The organism is Ramlibacter monticola, from assembly GCF_016722785.1.
Lineage (GTDB): Bacteria > Pseudomonadota > Gammaproteobacteria > Burkholderiales > Burkholderiaceae_C > Ramlibacter > Ramlibacter monticola.
Genome location: NZ_JAEQNE010000001.1, coordinates 547,008 through 561,845, shown reverse-complemented (window position 1 = coordinate 561,845; position 14,838 = coordinate 547,008). Strand labels below are relative to the sequence as shown.

Sequence of the window (14,838 nt, the reverse complement as noted above, 5' to 3'; positions counted from 1 at the left end):
TGGGGCCACCACAAGTCCGGGGACTGCGCGCAAATTCTCCGGCTGGCGATCTGCGGGTGGCGGCAAGTTGGGTGCGCAAGGGCTCGCCGTGGGGCGATTGCGCAAAGCTCTATATTGTAGCGCGGGCCGTGGCGAAGCGCACCAGAGCGGTCGCGAGCTCGGGCAATGCTTGCGCCCGGTCAAATGCGCGGCGGGCCGTCTCGCGCCAGCCGGCGGGGTCCAGGCCCGGCAGCGGGCCGGCGCGGACCCCGTTCCAGGTGAGGAAAAAGTCGCGCAAGTCGGGCGGCGGCTGCAGCCAGGCGAGGAATGCATCCAGCTTCGCGTGGTGCGCGTCGTCCTCCGGCTGCGGGTAGATGTGCCAGATCGCGGGCACGCCGGCCAGCAGGCCGCGCACCAGCGAGTCCTCTCCGCGCACGAAATTGAGTTCGCAGGACCACAGCAGGTGGTCGTAGTCCCGCTGGCTCAGCAGGGGCAGGAAGTGCAGGCGCAGGCGGCTTCCTGCGGGCGCAGCCCAGCGGCGCACGGCGGCCGCTGCGCGTCCGGACGTGACCAGCAGCTCGGTGGGCGGGCCTTCGGCGGCCAGCCGCTCCAGCAGTGCGGGCAGCGCGGGCGGCTCGTAGCAGAACAGGCTCAGCACGCGCGCGCCGGGGTCCACGCCCCGTTGCCGCAGCCACGCGCCGCGGTCGAAGGCGGCGCGGCGCGACGGCAGATCCTGCTCCCGCAACAGACCGCCGGTGCGCGGCGTGAAACCCGGATAGAAGAAGTGCTTGGCCAGCCCCGCCCCGGGCCCGTGCATCACCGGGGAGGGCAGGCCGTGGCTGCGTTCCACGTAGGGCTCGGCGGAAAGGTATTCGAGGTTCAGCCACACCGGGGGTTTGGCCATGGCCGCCATCCGCGCGACGAAGGAAGGCGGGGGGTCGCAGCCGAAAGCCTCGATCGCGACCTCGCCGGGCGCCAGGTCCGGGACCGGCTCGGTCCACGCGACGACCTCGACCCCGGGTGCGCCCCCGGGCGCCATCCACTGCAGCATGGAACCGTCGTCCATCCACAGGCGCACGGCGTGTCCGCGCGCGCCCAGTTCGGCGGCCAGCCGCCAGCACACGCCGGCGTCGCCGTGGTTGTCGATGACCTTGCAGAAGATGTCCCAGCGCACGCCTTGGATAATAGGCGCATGGTCGAAGGGCATTCCGCGGAACTGCTGGCGCAGGTCGCCGCGCTGCCGGCATTGCCCGGCGTCTACCGCTACTACGATGCCGACGAGGGCGTGCTCTACGTCGGCAAAGCGCGCAACCTGAAGAAGCGCGTCTCGAGCTATTTCCAGAAGAACCACGGCGGCACGCGCATCGGCCACATGGTCGGCAAGATCGCGCGGCTGGAAACGACGGTGGTGCGCTCCGAGGCCGAGGCCCTGCTGCTCGAGAACAACCTGATCAAGACGCTGGCGCCGCGCTACAACATCCTGTTCCGCGACGACAAGAGCTACCCGTACCTGAAGATCACGGGGGCGCCCGACAAGGCGATCTCCGCCGGCAGGGAGGGCGCGGCGCCGTCGGCCCAGGCCTTCCCGCGCGTGGCGTATTACCGCGGCTCGGTGGACCGCAGGCACCGCTACTTCGGCCCCTACCCCAGCGCCTGGGCGGTGAAGGAGTCGATCCAGCTGCTGCAGAAGGTGTTCCGGCTGCGCACCTGCGAGGACACGGTGTTCGCCAACCGCACGCGGCCCTGCCTGCTGTACCAGATCAAGCGCTGCACCGGACCCTGCGTGAACCTGGTCTCGCCCGAGGCCTACCACCAGGACGTGCTGAACGCCGAGGCCTTCCTGCGCGGCGACACCCAGGCCGTGCTGCAGGGGCTGGAGCAGCGCATGATGGCGCACGCGGAGAAGCTGGAGTTCGAGCAGGCGGCCGAACTGCGCAACCAGATGGCGGCGCTGTCCAAGGTGCTGCACCAGCAGTCGGTGGAGACCGTCTCCGACAAGGACGTCGACATCCTGGCGGTGCAGGTGCACGGCGGCAAGGCCTGCGTGAACCTCGCCATGGTGCGTGGCGGCCGCCACCTCGGCGACCGCGCCTATTTCCCGAGCCACATCGAGGACGCGACGGCGGTGCAGGAGTTCGACGACGCCGAGGATGCCGTGCACGCGCAGTCGGTCGAAGTGCAGGTGCTGGAGGCCTTCATCGCGCAGCACTACATCGGCGTGCCGGTGCCTTCGGCCCTGATCACCAGCCATCCGATCGATCCCGAACTGGGCGAGGCGCTGTCGCAGCAGGCCGGCACGCGCATCGCGGCGGTGCACAATCCGCGCGGCCAGCGCCGGCTGTGGCTGGAGATGGCGGAGAAGAACGCGCAGATCCAGCTCGCGCGGCTGCTGGCGGAGGAGGGCTCGCAGCAGGCCCGCACGCGCGCCCTGGTCGAGGCGCTGGACCTGGAGCCGGACCAGCTGGACACCTTTCGCGTCGAGTGTTTCGACATCTCGCATACCGCGGGCGAGGCGACCCAGGCATCCTGCGTGGTGTTCCACCACCACCAGATGCAGAACCGCGAGTACCGCCGCTACAACATCGACGACATCACCCCCGGCGACGACTACGCGGCCATGCGGCAGGTGCTGACGCGCCGCTATGCGCGGCTGGCGCAGGCCGGGCGCGACACGCCCGAGGCCACCCCGCCGGAGGAAGAGGTGGAAGAGGCAGCGCCGCCGCCGGAGCCGGCGCCGGCGCCCGATGCGGGCGCCGCGGCGGGCAAGCGCGCCAGGCCGGGCGCGGGCGGCAGCGCGCAGCGCCTGCCGGACCTGGTGCTGGTCGACGGCGGCCGCGGCCAGGTCAGCATGGCGCGCGAGGTGTTCGCGGAGCTCGGGCTGGACCTGTCCGTGATCGTCGGCGTCGAAAAGGGCGAGGGCCGCAAGGTGGGCCTGGAGGAACTGGTGTTCGCGGATGGGCGCGACAAGGTCTACCTCGGTCGCGAGTCGGCGGCCCTGATGCTGGTGGCGCAGATCCGCGACGAGGCCCACCGCTTCGCCATCACCGGCATGCGGGCGCGGCGCGCGCGCGTGCGCGTCGGAGGCAGCCAGCTGGAGGAGATCCCGGGCATCGGCGCCAAGAAGCGCGCCCGCCTGCTGCAACGCTTCGGCGGGGTGCGAGGCGTGGCGGCGGCGAGCGTGGAAGACATCGCGACGGTCGAAGGCATTTCGCGGGAACTGGCGGAAGAGATCTATCGGGCGCTGCATTGATTGGCCATTCCCCGCGGACGCGCGGATGACGGGGGTCCGAGGCATGCCAGAATCGCGCTCTATGTTCTTCACGGTCCCGACCCTCCTCACCTGGACGCGGATCATCGCGATCCCCTTGCTGGTGGGGGTGTTCTACCTGGGGCTCGAGCACCGGATGCAGAACCTCATCGCGACGGTGATGTTCGTCGTGTTCGCCGCCACCGACTGGCTGGACGGCTATCTCGCGCGCAAGCTGAATCAGGCGTCCGCGTTCGGCGCCTTCCTCGACCCGGTGGCCGACAAGTTCCTCGTCTGCGCCTCCCTGCTGGTGCTGGTGGACCTGCAGCGGGCCGACGTGTTCGTGGCCTTGATCATCATCGGGCGAGAGATCGCCATCTCCGCCCTGCGCGAGTGGATGGCGCAGATCGGCGCCTCGCGCAGCGTCGCCGTCCACATGATCGGCAAGGTCAAGACGACGGTGCAGATGGTCGCCATCCCCTTCCTGCTGTTCGAAGGCCGCCTGCTGGGCGTGATCGACACGCGCGTGTGGGGCACCTGGCTGATCTGGACCTCGGCGATCCTGACCGTGTGGTCGATGGTCTACTACCTGCAGAAGGCGCTGCCGGAAATCCGCCGGCGGGTGAAGAAGTAGCCGCATGACCAGCGCCGTCGCGCAGCGTCCCGGCGCGCTGCTGCGGGCCATGCCCGCCGTCTTCGTGGTGATCTGGAGCACCGGCTTCATCGTCGCCCGCTACGCGATGCCGTACGCGCCGCCCCTGAAGTTCCTGTCGCTGCGCTACGCGTGTTCGGTGGCGATGTTCCTGGTCTGGGCGCTGCTGGCCCGCGCCGCCTGGCCGCGCGGCCGGGCACAGTGGGGCCATCTCGCGGTGGCCGGCATCCTGATGCACGCGGGGTACCTGGGCGGCGTCTGGGCCGCCGTGAAGAACGGCATGGGCGCGGGGCTGTCGGCGCTGCTGGTGGGGCTGCAGCCCGTCCTGACGGCGATCTGGATCTCGGCCCGGGGCGGCGAAGTGCGCGGACGGCAATGGGCGGGGCTGGGCCTGGGCCTCTTCGGGCTGCTCCTGGTGGTGTGGCAGAAGCTCGGCTTCGGCGAGGTCGGCCCGCTCAACCTGGCGTGCGCGGTGATCGCGCTGTTCGCCATCACCGCGGGCACGCTGTACCAGAAGCGCTTCGTGCAGCCCTGCGACGTGCGCACGGCCAACCTCGTGCAACTGGCCGCGGCGTTCGCCGTCACCTTGCCCCTGGCCCTGCTGGAAAACGAGGGCATGCGCTGGATGCTGCCGGACGGCGCCCTCAACCGCGAGCTGGTCGGCTCGCTGGCCTGGTCGGTTCTGGGCATGACGCTGGGGGGCAGCTCCCTGCTGTACCTGCTGATCCAGCGCGGCGCGGCCACGACGGTGAGCAGTCTCATGTACCTCGTGCCGCCCACGACCGCGCTGATGGCCTGGGTGCTGTTCGGCGAGCCGATCACCGCCCTCATCCTCGGCGGCATGGCGCTCACCGCCGTGGGCGTGAGCCTGGTCGTGCGGCCGGGGCGCTCGTGAGTTTCCAGGGTTCGCTGCGGAAGCGTTCCGCCAGGTAGTCCACCAGCAGCCGGATGCGCTTGGGCGTGCTGGCGCTGTGCGGCGCGAGCCAGTGGATGTCCGCGTCCGTCATCGCGTGGCCGGGAAGCACCCGCACCAGCTCGCCGGTGGCGAGGGCGCCGGCGATGTCCCACAGGCTGCGCAGCATGATGCCGTGGCCGGCCAGGCACCAGTCGCGCACCAGCTCGCCCGAGTTGGAGGACAAGGGCCCGCCGACGCGGACGCGCACCTCGGCCCGGTCGCGCTCGCGCTGCAGGCGCCAGACGTCGAAGCGTTCGTTCTCGCGCACGACGAGGCAGTCGTGGGCAGCGAGTTCCTCCACGGTCGCGGGCGCGCCGCGCCGGCGCAGGTAGTCTGGCGCGGCCACCAGCACGCGCTGGTTGCGGGCGAGCCGGCGGCCCGTCCATTCGCTGGCCCGCGGCCCCCGCACGGCCCACAGCCACACGGCTCCGTCGAACCCTTCCACCGCCAGGTCGGGCAGTTGCTCGGTGAGCTGCAACTGCACGTCCAGCTGCGGATGGCGCTGCTGGAAGTCGGCGATCGCGGGGCCGAGCCAGACGCGGCCGAAGCCGAAGGTGGCGGCCAGCCGGATGCGCCCGACCGGCTCCTTGTGCCGCTCCTGCAGCTCGGCCTCCATGGCATGGAAGCCCGCCAGCAGGCCCGTGGCGCGTTCGCACAGCGCCTCGCCTTCGGCCGTGGGCACCACGCGCCGCGTCGTGCGCTGGAACAGCTTGAGGCCCAGCCGCGCCTCCAGCGCAGCGAGCCGCTTGGTGATCACCGAAGGCACGACGTCGGCCGCCGAGGCTGCGCCGGCGAGGCTGCCGTGCCCGCGGATGGCGAGCAGCAGTTCCAGGTCGGCGCGTTCCAGTTGAGGCTGCATTGCTTCCGGATCGGAAAGAATCCCTTGCCGGATTATTGCTTGCGGCGGCCCCGCCCGGGGTCCAGAATTCCGCCCATGCTGGATGGCTTCGAAACCCTGCGGATCGCGCGTGACGGCGTCGCGCTGCACGTGCGCCGCGCGGGGCAGGGCGAGCCTCTGCTGCTGCTGCACGGCCATCCGCAGACGCATGCGATGTGGCACCGCGTCGCCCCGCAGCTGGCCGGGCGCTTCCAGCTGTTGCTGATGGACCTGCGCGGCTACGGCGATTCGGGCCGGCCCGCCGCCGGCGCCGATTCGGCCGCGTACGCCAAGCGGGAGATGGCGCTCGACGCCGTCCACGTCATGCGCGCGCTGGGGCACGAGCGCTTCCAGGTGCTGGCCCACGACCGGGGCGCGCGGGTCGCCCACCGGCTGGCGCAGGACCACCCGGAGCGCGTCGAGCGGCTGATGCTGCTGGACATCGCGCCCACGCTGGCCATGTACCGCCACACTGGCGAGGCCTTCGCGCGTGCCTACTGGCACTGGTTCTTCCTGATCCAGCCGCCGCCGCTGCCGGAGGCGCTGATCGCGTCGGACCCGCGCCGCTACGTGCGCTCGGTGATGGGCGCGCGCCACGCCGGATTGGCGGCCTTCGCGCCCGAGGCGCTGGCCGAATACGAACGCTGCGCGGCGATCGCCGGCACCCCGGAATCCATCTGCGCCGACTACCGCGCGAGCGCCGGCATCGACCTCGAACACGACCAGCAGGACCAGGCTGCGGGGCAGCGCCTCGCGCAGCCGCTGCGCGTGCTGTGGGGCGAGTTCGGCGCGGTCGGCCGCTGCTTCGACGTGCCGGCCCTGTGGGCCGGCTTCGCCAGCCGGTTCTCGGGCCGCAGCCTGCCCTGCGGCCACTACGTCGCGGAAGAGGCCCCGACCCTTCTGCTGGACGAAACCCTCTCTTTTTTCAGGAGCAAGCCTTGAGCAAGAAACGCATCGCAGTCATCCCCGGCGACGGCATCGGCAAGGAAGTCATGCCCGAGGGCGTGCGCGTGGTGGACGCCGCCGCACGCAAGTTCGGCATCGACCTCCAGTTCGACCACTTCGACTTCTCCAGCTGGGACTATTGCGAGAAGCACGGCCAGTACATGCCGGACAACTGGAAGGAGCAGGTCGGCGGCCACGACGCCATCTTCTTCGGCGCCGTGGGTTGGCCCGAGAAGATCGCCGACCACGTCTCGCTGTGGCAATCGCTGCTGCTGTTCCGCCGCGAGTTCGACCAGTACGTGAACCTGCGTCCCGCCCGCCTGATGCCCGGCATCATCGCCCCCGTCGTGCGCAAGGACGGCAGCAGGCGCGAGCCGGGCGAGATCGACATGTACATCGTGCGCGAGAACACCGAGGGCGAGTACTCCTCCATCGGCGGCCGCATGTACCCCGGCACCGAGCGCGAGATCGTGATGCAGGAGACGGTGATGTCGCGCCACGGCGTGGACCGCGTCCTGAAGTTCGCCTTCGAGCTGGCGCAGAAGCGCCCGAAGAAGCACCTGACCAGCGCCACCAAGTCCAACGGCATCGCGATCACCATGCCCTACTGGGACGAGCGCGTCGCCGAGATGGCGAAGAAGTACCCCGAGGTGAAGACCGACAAGTTCCACATCGACATCCTCACTGCGCACTTCGTGCAGCGCCCGGACTTCTTCGACGTCGTGGTGGCGAGCAACCTGTTCGGCGACATCCTGTCCGACCTGGGCCCGGCCTGCACCGGCACGATCGGCATCGCGCCGAGCGCGAACCTCAACCCGGACCGCAAGTTCCCTTCGCTGTTCGAGCCCGTGCACGGCTCGGCGCCGGACATCTACGGCAAGAACATCGCCAACCCCATCGGCCAGATCTGGTGCGGCGCGATGATGCTGGAGTTCCTGGGCCACAAGGACGCGCACGACGCGATCCTGCAGGCGATCGAGACGGTGCTCGATCCGAAGTCCGGCGCGCCGCGCACGGGCGACATTGGGGGCAAGGCCAGCACCACCGACGTGGGCAAGGCGATCGCCGCGGCCCTCTGACGCAGGCGCTTGCTGCGCCGCACCCACGTGGCGCAGCAGCACTTTCGCGCAGGAATGCGGGGCCGCGTGTTGTATTGCCGCCCGCCGTATTGACACGGCCTGATGGGCTGTTTCTAATCGCTTCAGTGGCCGCTCTGGCCGCCCGAACTGTCTCCCCTTCCCGCCACAGGCGCCCTTCGCGACGCGGGAACGGGAGACAAATTTTTGAAGAGACGCGTCCTACACTCATCCCAGCCTTCGGAGGGGCTCCCCTGTGAACAAGACCGAATTGATCGAGCACATCGCCAAGCACGCCGACATCTCCAAGGCCGCCGCGACGCGCGCCCTGGAATCGATGATCGGCGCGGTGAAGACCACGCTGAAAAAAGGCGGCTCGGTCTCGCTCGTCGGATTCGGCACTTTCGCGGTGGGCAAACGGGCCGCCCGCAGCGGCCGGAATCCCCGGACCGGCGCACAGATTAAAATCAAGGCCGCCAAGGTACCCAAGTTCCGTCCCGGCAAGGCGCTCAAGGATGCGCTGAACTGATCGGTCCTCACCCGGTGGGGTGCTTAGCTCAGCTGGTAGAGCGGCGCCCTTACAAGGCGTAGGTCGGCGGTTCGAACCCGTCAGCACCCACCAACGAAGAAAGGCGAACCTGGTTCGCCTTTTTGTTTGTCCTGTTTCGAGAACCCGAACATGTTTGATTTCGTCCGCAAGCACACCAAGTGGATGCAGCTGGTGCTGTTCCTCCTGATCGTGCCGTCCTTCGTGCTGTTCGGCCTCCAGGGCTACAACCGGATGCGCGAGCGCGGCGACGCCGTCGCCAAGGTGGATGGCCACGAGATCAACCAGCAGGACTGGGACGAGGCGCACAAGCGGCAGGTCGACCGCCTGCGCGAGCAGATGCCCGGCATCGATGCGAAGCTGCTGGATTCGCCCCAAGCGAAGTACGGCACGCTGGAGCAGTTGGTGCGGGACCGCGTGCTTGCCGCCGCCGTCGAGCACCAGCACCTGCTGGTGGCCGACCAGCGCCTCGCGCGCGAGCTGCAGACCAACGAGGTGATCGGCGCGCTGCGCGGTCCCGACGGCAAGCTGGACCTGAAGCGCTACGAGCAGCTACTCGCCCAGCGCGGCATGTCGCCGCAGATGTTCGAGAACCAGGTGCGCAACGACATCGCGACGCGCCAGGTGCTCGGGGGCGTGGGCCAGTCGTCCTTCACGCCGCCGGCCCAGGCCGCCGTGGCCCTGGGCAGCTACTTCGAGCGCCGCGAGGCGCAGATCGCGCGCTTCAACGCCGCCGACTTCAAGGCGAAGGTGGAGCCCACCGACGCCGAACTGCAGGCGTTCTACAAGGAGAACCCGCAGCAGTTCCAGTCGCCCGAGCAGGCGAGCATCGAGTACGTGGTGCTGGACCTGGCCTCCGTGCAGAAGGGCATCACGCTCAACGAGGCGGACCTGAAGACCTACTACGAGCAGAACGCGGGCCGCGTCGGCGGCGGGCCGGAGGAGCGCCGGGCGAGCCACATCCTGATCGCCGTGCCCCAGGGCGCGCCGCAGGCCGACAAGGACAAGGCCAAGGCCAAGGCGGACGAACTCCTGGCCCAGGTGAAGAAGAACCCGGACAGCTTCGCCGAACTGGCGAAGAAGAACTCGCAGGACCCGGGCTCCGCGGCCAACGGCGGCGACCTGGACTTCTTCCAGCGCGGCGCGATGACCAAGCCCTTCGAGGACGCCGTGTTCGGCATGAAGAACAAGGGCGAGGTCGCCGGCCCGGTCCAGACCGAGTTCGGCTACCACATCATCAAGCTGACCGACCTGAAGGTGCCCAAGCAGCGCACCTTCGAGGAAGTGAAGCCGCAGCTCGAAGAGGCCCTGCGCAAGGAGCAGGCCCAGAAGAAGTACGCCGAGGCGGCCGAGACCTTCAGCAACACGGTCTACGAGCAATCGGACTCGCTCAAGCCGGTGGCCGACAAGCTGAAGCTGGAGGTCCGCACGGCGCCGGCCGTCGTGCGCAATCCCCAGCCGGGCACCACCGGGCCGCTGGCGAACCCGAAGTTCCTGCAGGCGCTGTTCTCGCCGGACGCGACGGAGCGCAAGCGCAACACCGAGGCGGTGGAATTCGGGCCCAGCCAGATGGTCTCGGGTCGGGTCACGCAGTACTCGCCGGCCCGCACGCGCCCCTTCGAGGAAGTGAAGGCGACGGTGCGCGAGCGCGTGGTCGCGAGCAAGGCCGCGGAACTCGCGCGCAAGGAAGGCGAAGCCAGGCTGGCGGCGTGGAAGGCCAACCCGGCCAGTGCGCAGGTCGGCGAAGCGGTGACCCTCTCCCGCACGGACGCCAAGCAGCCGCCCAAGGTCACGGAGGCCGCCCTGCGCGCCGACCCGGCCAAGCTGCCCGCGCTGGTGGGCGTGGACCTGGGCGCGGAAGGCTATGCCATCGTGAAGGTGAACAAGGTGCTGGCGCGCGAGACGTCGCCCCCGCAGCAGGCGCAGCAGGAACTGCAGCAGTTCACCCAGGCCTGGGCCCGCGACGAGGCGATGGCGTACTACACGGTGCTGAAGGACCGCTACAAGGCGGAGATCCTGGTGGCGAAGCCCAAGGCCGAAGCGCCGACCCAGTGATGGCCGCTCCCGGGCATCCGGACTTCAGAGGATGCCCGTGGTGGCGTAGACCACGATCACCACGAACACCGCCAGCGACTTGATCAGCGTGACGGCGAAGATGTCGCCGTAGGACTGGCGGTGCGTCAGCCCCGCGACCGACAGCAGCGTGATCACGGCGCCGTTGTGGGGCAGCGTGTCCATGCCGCCGCTGGCCATGGCCGCCACGCGGTGGAAGACCTCCAGCGGGATGCCGGCGGCGCGGGCGTTCTCGATGAAGGTGTCCGCCATGGCGGCCAGCGCGATGCTCATGCCGCCGGAGGCCGAGCCGGTGATGCCCGCCAGCGTGGTCACCGTGATGGCCTCGTTCACCAGCGGATGGGGAATGGCCTTCAGCGCGTCGGCGATGACGATGAAGCCGGGCAGGGCCGCGATGACACCGCCGAAGCCGTATTCCGAGGCGGTGTTCATGGAGGCCAGCAGCGCCCCGGCGACCGCCGCCCTCGTGCCATCCGCGAAGCGCGACACCACCGGCTTCCACGCGAACGCCAGCACGGTCAGGATGCCGAGCAGCAGCGCGGCCTCGACGGCCCAGATCGCGGTGACCTTGCTCACGTCGGTCAGGACGGGCTTGGCTCCCGTCAGGGCCATCTCGTAGCTCTTTCCGTAGAACTGCGGGATCAGGCCGGTGAAGATGCGGTTGGCCACGCCCACCACCACCAGCGGGGCGAGCGCGATCCACGGGTTGGGCAGCTGCGTGGCCTCGAAGGGCTCGGGCTCGTTGCGCAGCTCCGTGCCGTACCCTTCGCCCTTCGCGGCGGCGGCGCGGCGGCGCCATTCCAGGTAGGCCATGCCCACCACCAGGATGAACACCGAGCCGATCACCCCCAGCCACGGTGCGGCCCAGGTGTTGGTCTGGAAGAAGGTGGTGGGGATGATGTTCTGGATCTGCGGGCTGCCCGGCAGGGCGTCCATGGTGAAGCTGAAGGCGCCCAGCGCGATCGTCCCGGGAATGAGGCGCTTGGGGATGCGACCCTGGCGGAACATCTCGGCGGCGAAGGGATACACCGCGAACACGACCACGAACAGCGACACGCCGCCGTAGGTGAGGAGCGCGCAGACCAGCACGATGGCCAGCATTGCCCGGCCTTGCCCCAGCACGCGGAACACGGACGCGACGATGGCCTTCGAGAAACCGGACAGCTCGATCACCTTGCCGAACACGGCGCCCAGCATGAACACGGGGAAGTAGCTCTCGACGAAGCCCACCATCTTCTTCATGAAGACCGAGGAGAACATGGGCGCCACCCAGGCCGGGTCGGTGAGCAGGACCGCGCCGAGCGCGGCCACCGGGGCGAACAGGATGACGCTGTAGCCCCGGTAGGCCACCACCATCAGGAACACCAGGGAGGCGATGACGATCAGCAGGCTCACGGCAGGCCTCCGGTCTCAGTACGGTGACTGGAAGATGGAGAGGCGCTCTCGCTCGACCTCGTCGAGCACGTGCCGGTGGTGCACCACCGCCTCGCGCAGCAGGTCGCGCACCGAGAGCACGGCCACCACCCGGCCGCCCTCGACGACCGGCAGGTGGCGCACGCCGTGCTGTTCCATCAGGGCAATGCAACGGCCGAAGGGATCCTCGGGACCGACGACCACGACCTCGCGCGTCATCAGGTCCGCCACGGGGAGGTCGCGCAGCGCACCCGAGCCCGTGCGCCCGGCGTAGCGGGCCAGGTCGCGCTCGGAGAGCACGCCGACCAGTTGCTCGCCTTCCAGCACCACCACCAGGCCGATGTTGTGTTCGGCCATCAGCTGCAGTGCCCGTGCGGCCGTGTCTTGCGGGGCGACCCAGTGCACCACCGGGACGCGGTCGGAAAGGATCTGCCGGACCGGACGAAAGGGGAAGCGTTCGTCGGTGCGCTGAAGTGAGCCTGGCATCGCTCGCTCCGGATCACGGCTGGCGGACGGCGCGCGGGCCGCCTGAGGCGATCGCCAGGTGGGCTTGCGCCGGGAGCGGGGCGTCCGCCTGTGCCCTTGTCGTTGTTCGCATCGATGCCTCCGCGCAACGCACCGGGACCAGTCCCGGGCGGGCGAAGCTTAGGCGCGCGGGTGGCATTGGCTATTGGTCTTTGGGGCCGGGCGGGCGGTTCTTGGCTTCATGTCCGCGCCGCGCACGTGGACTTGCCAGCCATGGATGAGGCATTCATTGCAAATACGAATGGTTCTCGTGTAGATTCGCGGCTCGCAAGAAACTCCGGAGAACCAAAAAATGCGCCTTGCTCCCCCCGGTCGTTTGCGTCCCGTCGTGATGGCACTTCTCGGCCTCTGCGTCTTGCCTCGGGTCCAGGCCCAGGCGGACGTGTCCGCGCAGGCGGGAGGGCGCAAGGAACCCACCCTGCCGACCGTGAAGGTCGGCAACGGCAACGAGGACCCGGGCTTCGCGCCCGGTGCGAATTCGCTCGGCCGCCTGCCGGCGGACCCGATGGACACGCCCCAGTCGATCACGGTCATCACCAAGCCGCTGATGGAGTCGCAGGGCGCCACCTCGCTGGCCTCGGCCCTGCGCAACGTGCCGGGCCTGACCATCGGCGCGGCCGAGGGCGGGCAGATCGGCACCAACATCAATCTCAACGGCTTTTCCGCCCGGACCGACATCTACCTGGATGGCATGCGCGACCGTGCCCAGTACTACCGCGACACCTTCGCGCTGGATTCGGTCGAGGTGCTGATGGGTCCTTCGTCGGTGCTGTTCGGACGCGGCTCGACGGGCGGAGTGATCAACCAGGTCGCGAAGAAGCCCACCCTCGCGGCTTTCGGCGAGGTGACCGCCACGGTCACGAGCAACGGCCTGCTGCGCTCCACCCTCGACCTGAACCGGCCCTTGGGCGAGACTTCCGCCTTCCGCATCGCGGCCATGGCGCAGGACGGCGACGCCACCAACCGCCAGCAGAACGAACTGCACGACATCGGAATCGCGCCGTCGCTCGCATGGGGCATGGGGACGCCCACGCAGATCACGGCGTCGGCCCTGCTGCAACACAATCGCGACATGGCCGACTACGGCCTGCCTCCGCTCAACGGAGCGCCGGCGCCCGTGAACCGCGATACCGCCTACGGCTTCACCGACGACCGCACCAGATCCGATGTCGGTACGCTCGGCCTGACCATCCGGCACAAGCTTTCGCCGACGTCGAAGCTGCGCAACCAGACGCAGTACAACGACGTCCGCACCAACGCGATCGAGACCGCGCCGCAGATCATCGGAACCCGCCCAGGCGGGGGCGCCTTCGTTCCACTGTCCACCGGCACCCCCACGGCGCCCCAATCGCCGGCGAGCAACCTGCCGCTCGGGGAGCTCTTCGTGCGCCAGCAGAGCCACGACCGGACCATCCGCGACAAGTCGCTCTTCAACCTGACGGAGTTCGAGTCCGAATGGAGGCACGGGGACTACCGGCACGACCTGCTGGTCGGCCTGGAACTCGGCGCCGACTACTACCGCAACCAGAACTACTTCCGCAATGGCTCCTGCGGCGGCGTGCCCCTCAATCCGCCCGGCGGGACCAACGGTTTCGTGGCCTGCACGCCGCTGGTGGATCCGCCGCAGGTTCCTTCGCCGGCCAACGCGCCGCAGGCGATCGGCAATCTGGCGAGCGGCGATGCCAGGACCGTGGCTGTGTTCGTGAACGACCTGCTCTCCATCGGCGAGCACTGGAAGCTCGATGGCGGCCTGCGCTACGACCACTTCGACGCCAGCATCGAGAATTCGCGGCCCTCGGCGACGCAGTCCGCGTCCCAGAGCCAGACCGTGCACTTCACGAGCGTGCGTGCCGGCGTCATCTACCAGCCCACGCCGGAGCAATCCCTCTACGCCTCGTACAGCACTTCCTTCAACCCTTCGCTGGAGCAGCTCGTGGCGACGACGGGAACGACCGACCCGCTGCCGCCGCAGCGCAGTCGCGCCTACGAGCTCGGCGTGAAATGGGAGGCGCTGGGCGGCAAGCTGTCCACGGGGGTCGCGGTGTTCCGCATCACGCAATACAACGCGCGGTCGCAGAACAACGACGGGACCTTCACCGCGACCGGGACGGTGCAGGTGAACGGCTTCCGCGCCGGCGCCTCGGGCAATGTCACCCGGCAGTTGCAGGTCTTCGCCGCGTACACCTACTTGAACGCCGAGATCGTCGATGGCATCGCGCCCGCCACGCAGGGGCGCACGCCCCTGAACACGCCGCGCCAGGCCGCCAACCTGTGGGTGACGTACGCGATCACGCCCGAATGGGAGATCGGCGGCGGGGCCAACTTCGTCGACGGCCGCTTCGCCAACAACACGAACACGGTGCGCGTGCCCGCCTACACGCGCTTCGATGCGCTCATTGCCTACCACCAGCCACGCTACGACATCCGCCTGAATCTCCTCAATCTCGGCGACAAGCACTATTTCGACGCCCTGATCCCTTCCGACGGCGGGCGGTCGGTGCCCGGGATGGCGCGCGCGGCCATGCTTTCCATGAACTACCGGTTCTGAC

11 protein-coding genes, 1 tRNA gene and 1 pseudogene are annotated in these 14,838 nt (G+C 69.2%); 9 read left to right on the top strand and 4 right to left on the bottom strand.

What is annotated here, in order from left to right:
* Nucleotides 1-109: 109 nt before the first annotated feature.
* Nucleotides 110-1,186, bottom strand: coding sequence for an elongation factor P maturation arginine rhamnosyltransferase EarP (gene earP / locus JJ685_RS02545; protein WP_201672592.1), 1,077 nt, complete (start codon nt 1,184-1,186; stop codon nt 110-112).
* Between earP and uvrC the strand changes: the two genes are divergently transcribed.
* From uvrC to JJ685_RS02530, 3 genes are all read left to right on the top strand, one after another.
* Nucleotides 1,172-3,229 (top strand): excinuclease ABC subunit UvrC, encoded by a 2,058-nt coding sequence (gene uvrC, locus JJ685_RS02540; protein ID WP_201672591.1) that lies wholly within the window; start codon nt 1,172-1,174, stop codon nt 3,227-3,229. The genes earP and uvrC overlap by 15 nt on opposite strands.
* Before the next feature lie 61 nt (nt 3,230-3,290).
* The gene (gene pgsA, locus JJ685_RS02535) at nt 3,291-3,860 is read left to right on the top strand and encodes a CDP-diacylglycerol--glycerol-3-phosphate 3-phosphatidyltransferase (protein WP_201672590.1); all 570 of its coding nucleotides are present in this window, start codon (nt 3,291-3,293) and stop codon (nt 3,858-3,860) included.
* Nucleotides 3,861-3,864: 4 nt separating this feature from the next.
* On the top strand, nt 3,865-4,773 hold the full coding sequence (locus JJ685_RS02530; RefSeq protein ID WP_201672589.1) for a DMT family transporter: 909 nt from the start codon (nt 3,865-3,867) through the stop codon (nt 4,771-4,773).
* Here JJ685_RS02530 and JJ685_RS02525 read toward each other — a convergent pair.
* Nucleotides 4,727-5,692, bottom strand: a complete 966-nt coding sequence (locus JJ685_RS02525; RefSeq protein ID WP_408015446.1) for a LysR family transcriptional regulator — start codon at nt 5,690-5,692, stop codon at nt 4,727-4,729. The two genes, JJ685_RS02530 and JJ685_RS02525, sit on opposite strands and share 47 nt — an antisense overlap.
* Nucleotides 5,693-5,767: 75 nt before the next feature.
* On the opposite strand from JJ685_RS02525, the gene JJ685_RS02520 reads away from it, so the two are divergent.
* From JJ685_RS02520 to JJ685_RS02500, 5 genes and pseudogenes are all read left to right on the top strand, one after another.
* The gene (locus tag JJ685_RS02520) at nt 5,768-6,652 is read left to right on the top strand and encodes an alpha/beta fold hydrolase (protein WP_201672588.1); all 885 of its coding nucleotides are present in this window, start codon (nt 5,768-5,770) and stop codon (nt 6,650-6,652) included.
* Entirely contained in the window at nt 6,649-7,734 is a 1,086-nt protein-coding gene (locus JJ685_RS02515) for a tartrate dehydrogenase (protein WP_201672587.1), read from the top strand. Before JJ685_RS02520 ends, JJ685_RS02515 begins: the two co-directional genes overlap by 4 nt.
* Nucleotides 7,735-7,972: 238 nt before the next feature.
* A pseudogene (locus JJ685_RS02510) lies at nt 7,973-8,260 on the top strand (HU family DNA-binding protein); the annotation flags it as partial.
* 17 nt (nt 8,261-8,277) lie between these two features.
* A tRNA-Val gene (locus JJ685_RS02505) sits at nt 8,278-8,353 on the top strand.
* 57 nt (nt 8,354-8,410) lie between these two features.
* On the top strand, nt 8,411-10,333 hold the full coding sequence (locus JJ685_RS02500; RefSeq protein WP_201672586.1) for a SurA N-terminal domain-containing protein: 1,923 nt from the start codon (nt 8,411-8,413) through the stop codon (nt 10,331-10,333).
* 24 nt (nt 10,334-10,357) lie between these two features.
* On the opposite strand, the gene JJ685_RS02495 is transcribed toward JJ685_RS02500, so the two are convergent.
* Complete coding sequence (locus JJ685_RS02495; RefSeq protein WP_201672585.1) at nt 10,358-11,746, bottom strand: GntP family permease; 1,389 nt, start codon at nt 11,744-11,746, stop codon at nt 10,358-10,360.
* Nucleotides 11,747-11,761: 15 nt separating this feature from the next.
* Nucleotides 11,762-12,250 (bottom strand): CBS domain-containing protein, encoded by a 489-nt coding sequence (locus JJ685_RS02490; RefSeq protein WP_201672584.1) that lies wholly within the window; start codon nt 12,248-12,250, stop codon nt 11,762-11,764.
* 370 nt (nt 12,251-12,620) lie between these two features.
* Here JJ685_RS02490 and JJ685_RS02485 point away from each other — a divergent pair, with 370 nt between their 5' ends.
* On the top strand, nt 12,621-14,837 hold the full coding sequence (locus tag JJ685_RS02485; RefSeq protein WP_201673670.1) for a TonB-dependent receptor: 2,217 nt from the start codon (nt 12,621-12,623) through the stop codon (nt 14,835-14,837).
* Nucleotide 14,838: the final 1 nt, after the last annotated feature.

Bases quoted from the DNA above. Each gene is read 5' to 3' on its own strand.
- JJ685_RS02500 (WP_201672586.1), top strand. From the start codon at position 8,411: ATGTTTGATTTCGTCCGCAAGCACACCAAGTGGATGCAGCTGGTGCTG.
- JJ685_RS02520 (WP_201672588.1), top strand. From the start codon at position 5,768: ATGCTGGATGGCTTCGAAACCCTGCGGATCGCGCGTGACGGCGTCGCG.
- earP (WP_201672592.1), bottom strand. From the start codon at position 1,186: ATGCCCTTCGACCATGCGCCTATTATCCAAGGCGTGCGCTGGGACATC.
- JJ685_RS02490 (WP_201672584.1), bottom strand. From the start codon at position 12,250: ATGCCAGGCTCACTTCAGCGCACCGACGAACGCTTCCCCTTTCGTCCG.
- JJ685_RS02485 (WP_201673670.1), top strand. From the start codon at position 12,621: ATGGCACTTCTCGGCCTCTGCGTCTTGCCTCGGGTCCAGGCCCAGGCG.
- pgsA (WP_201672590.1), top strand. From the start codon at position 3,291: ATGTTCTTCACGGTCCCGACCCTCCTCACCTGGACGCGGATCATCGCG.
- JJ685_RS02525 (WP_408015446.1), bottom strand. From the start codon at position 5,692: ATGCAGCCTCAACTGGAACGCGCCGACCTGGAACTGCTGCTCGCCATC.
- JJ685_RS02530 (WP_201672589.1), top strand. From the start codon at position 3,865: ATGACCAGCGCCGTCGCGCAGCGTCCCGGCGCGCTGCTGCGGGCCATG.
- uvrC (WP_201672591.1), top strand. From the start codon at position 1,172: ATGGTCGAAGGGCATTCCGCGGAACTGCTGGCGCAGGTCGCCGCGCTG.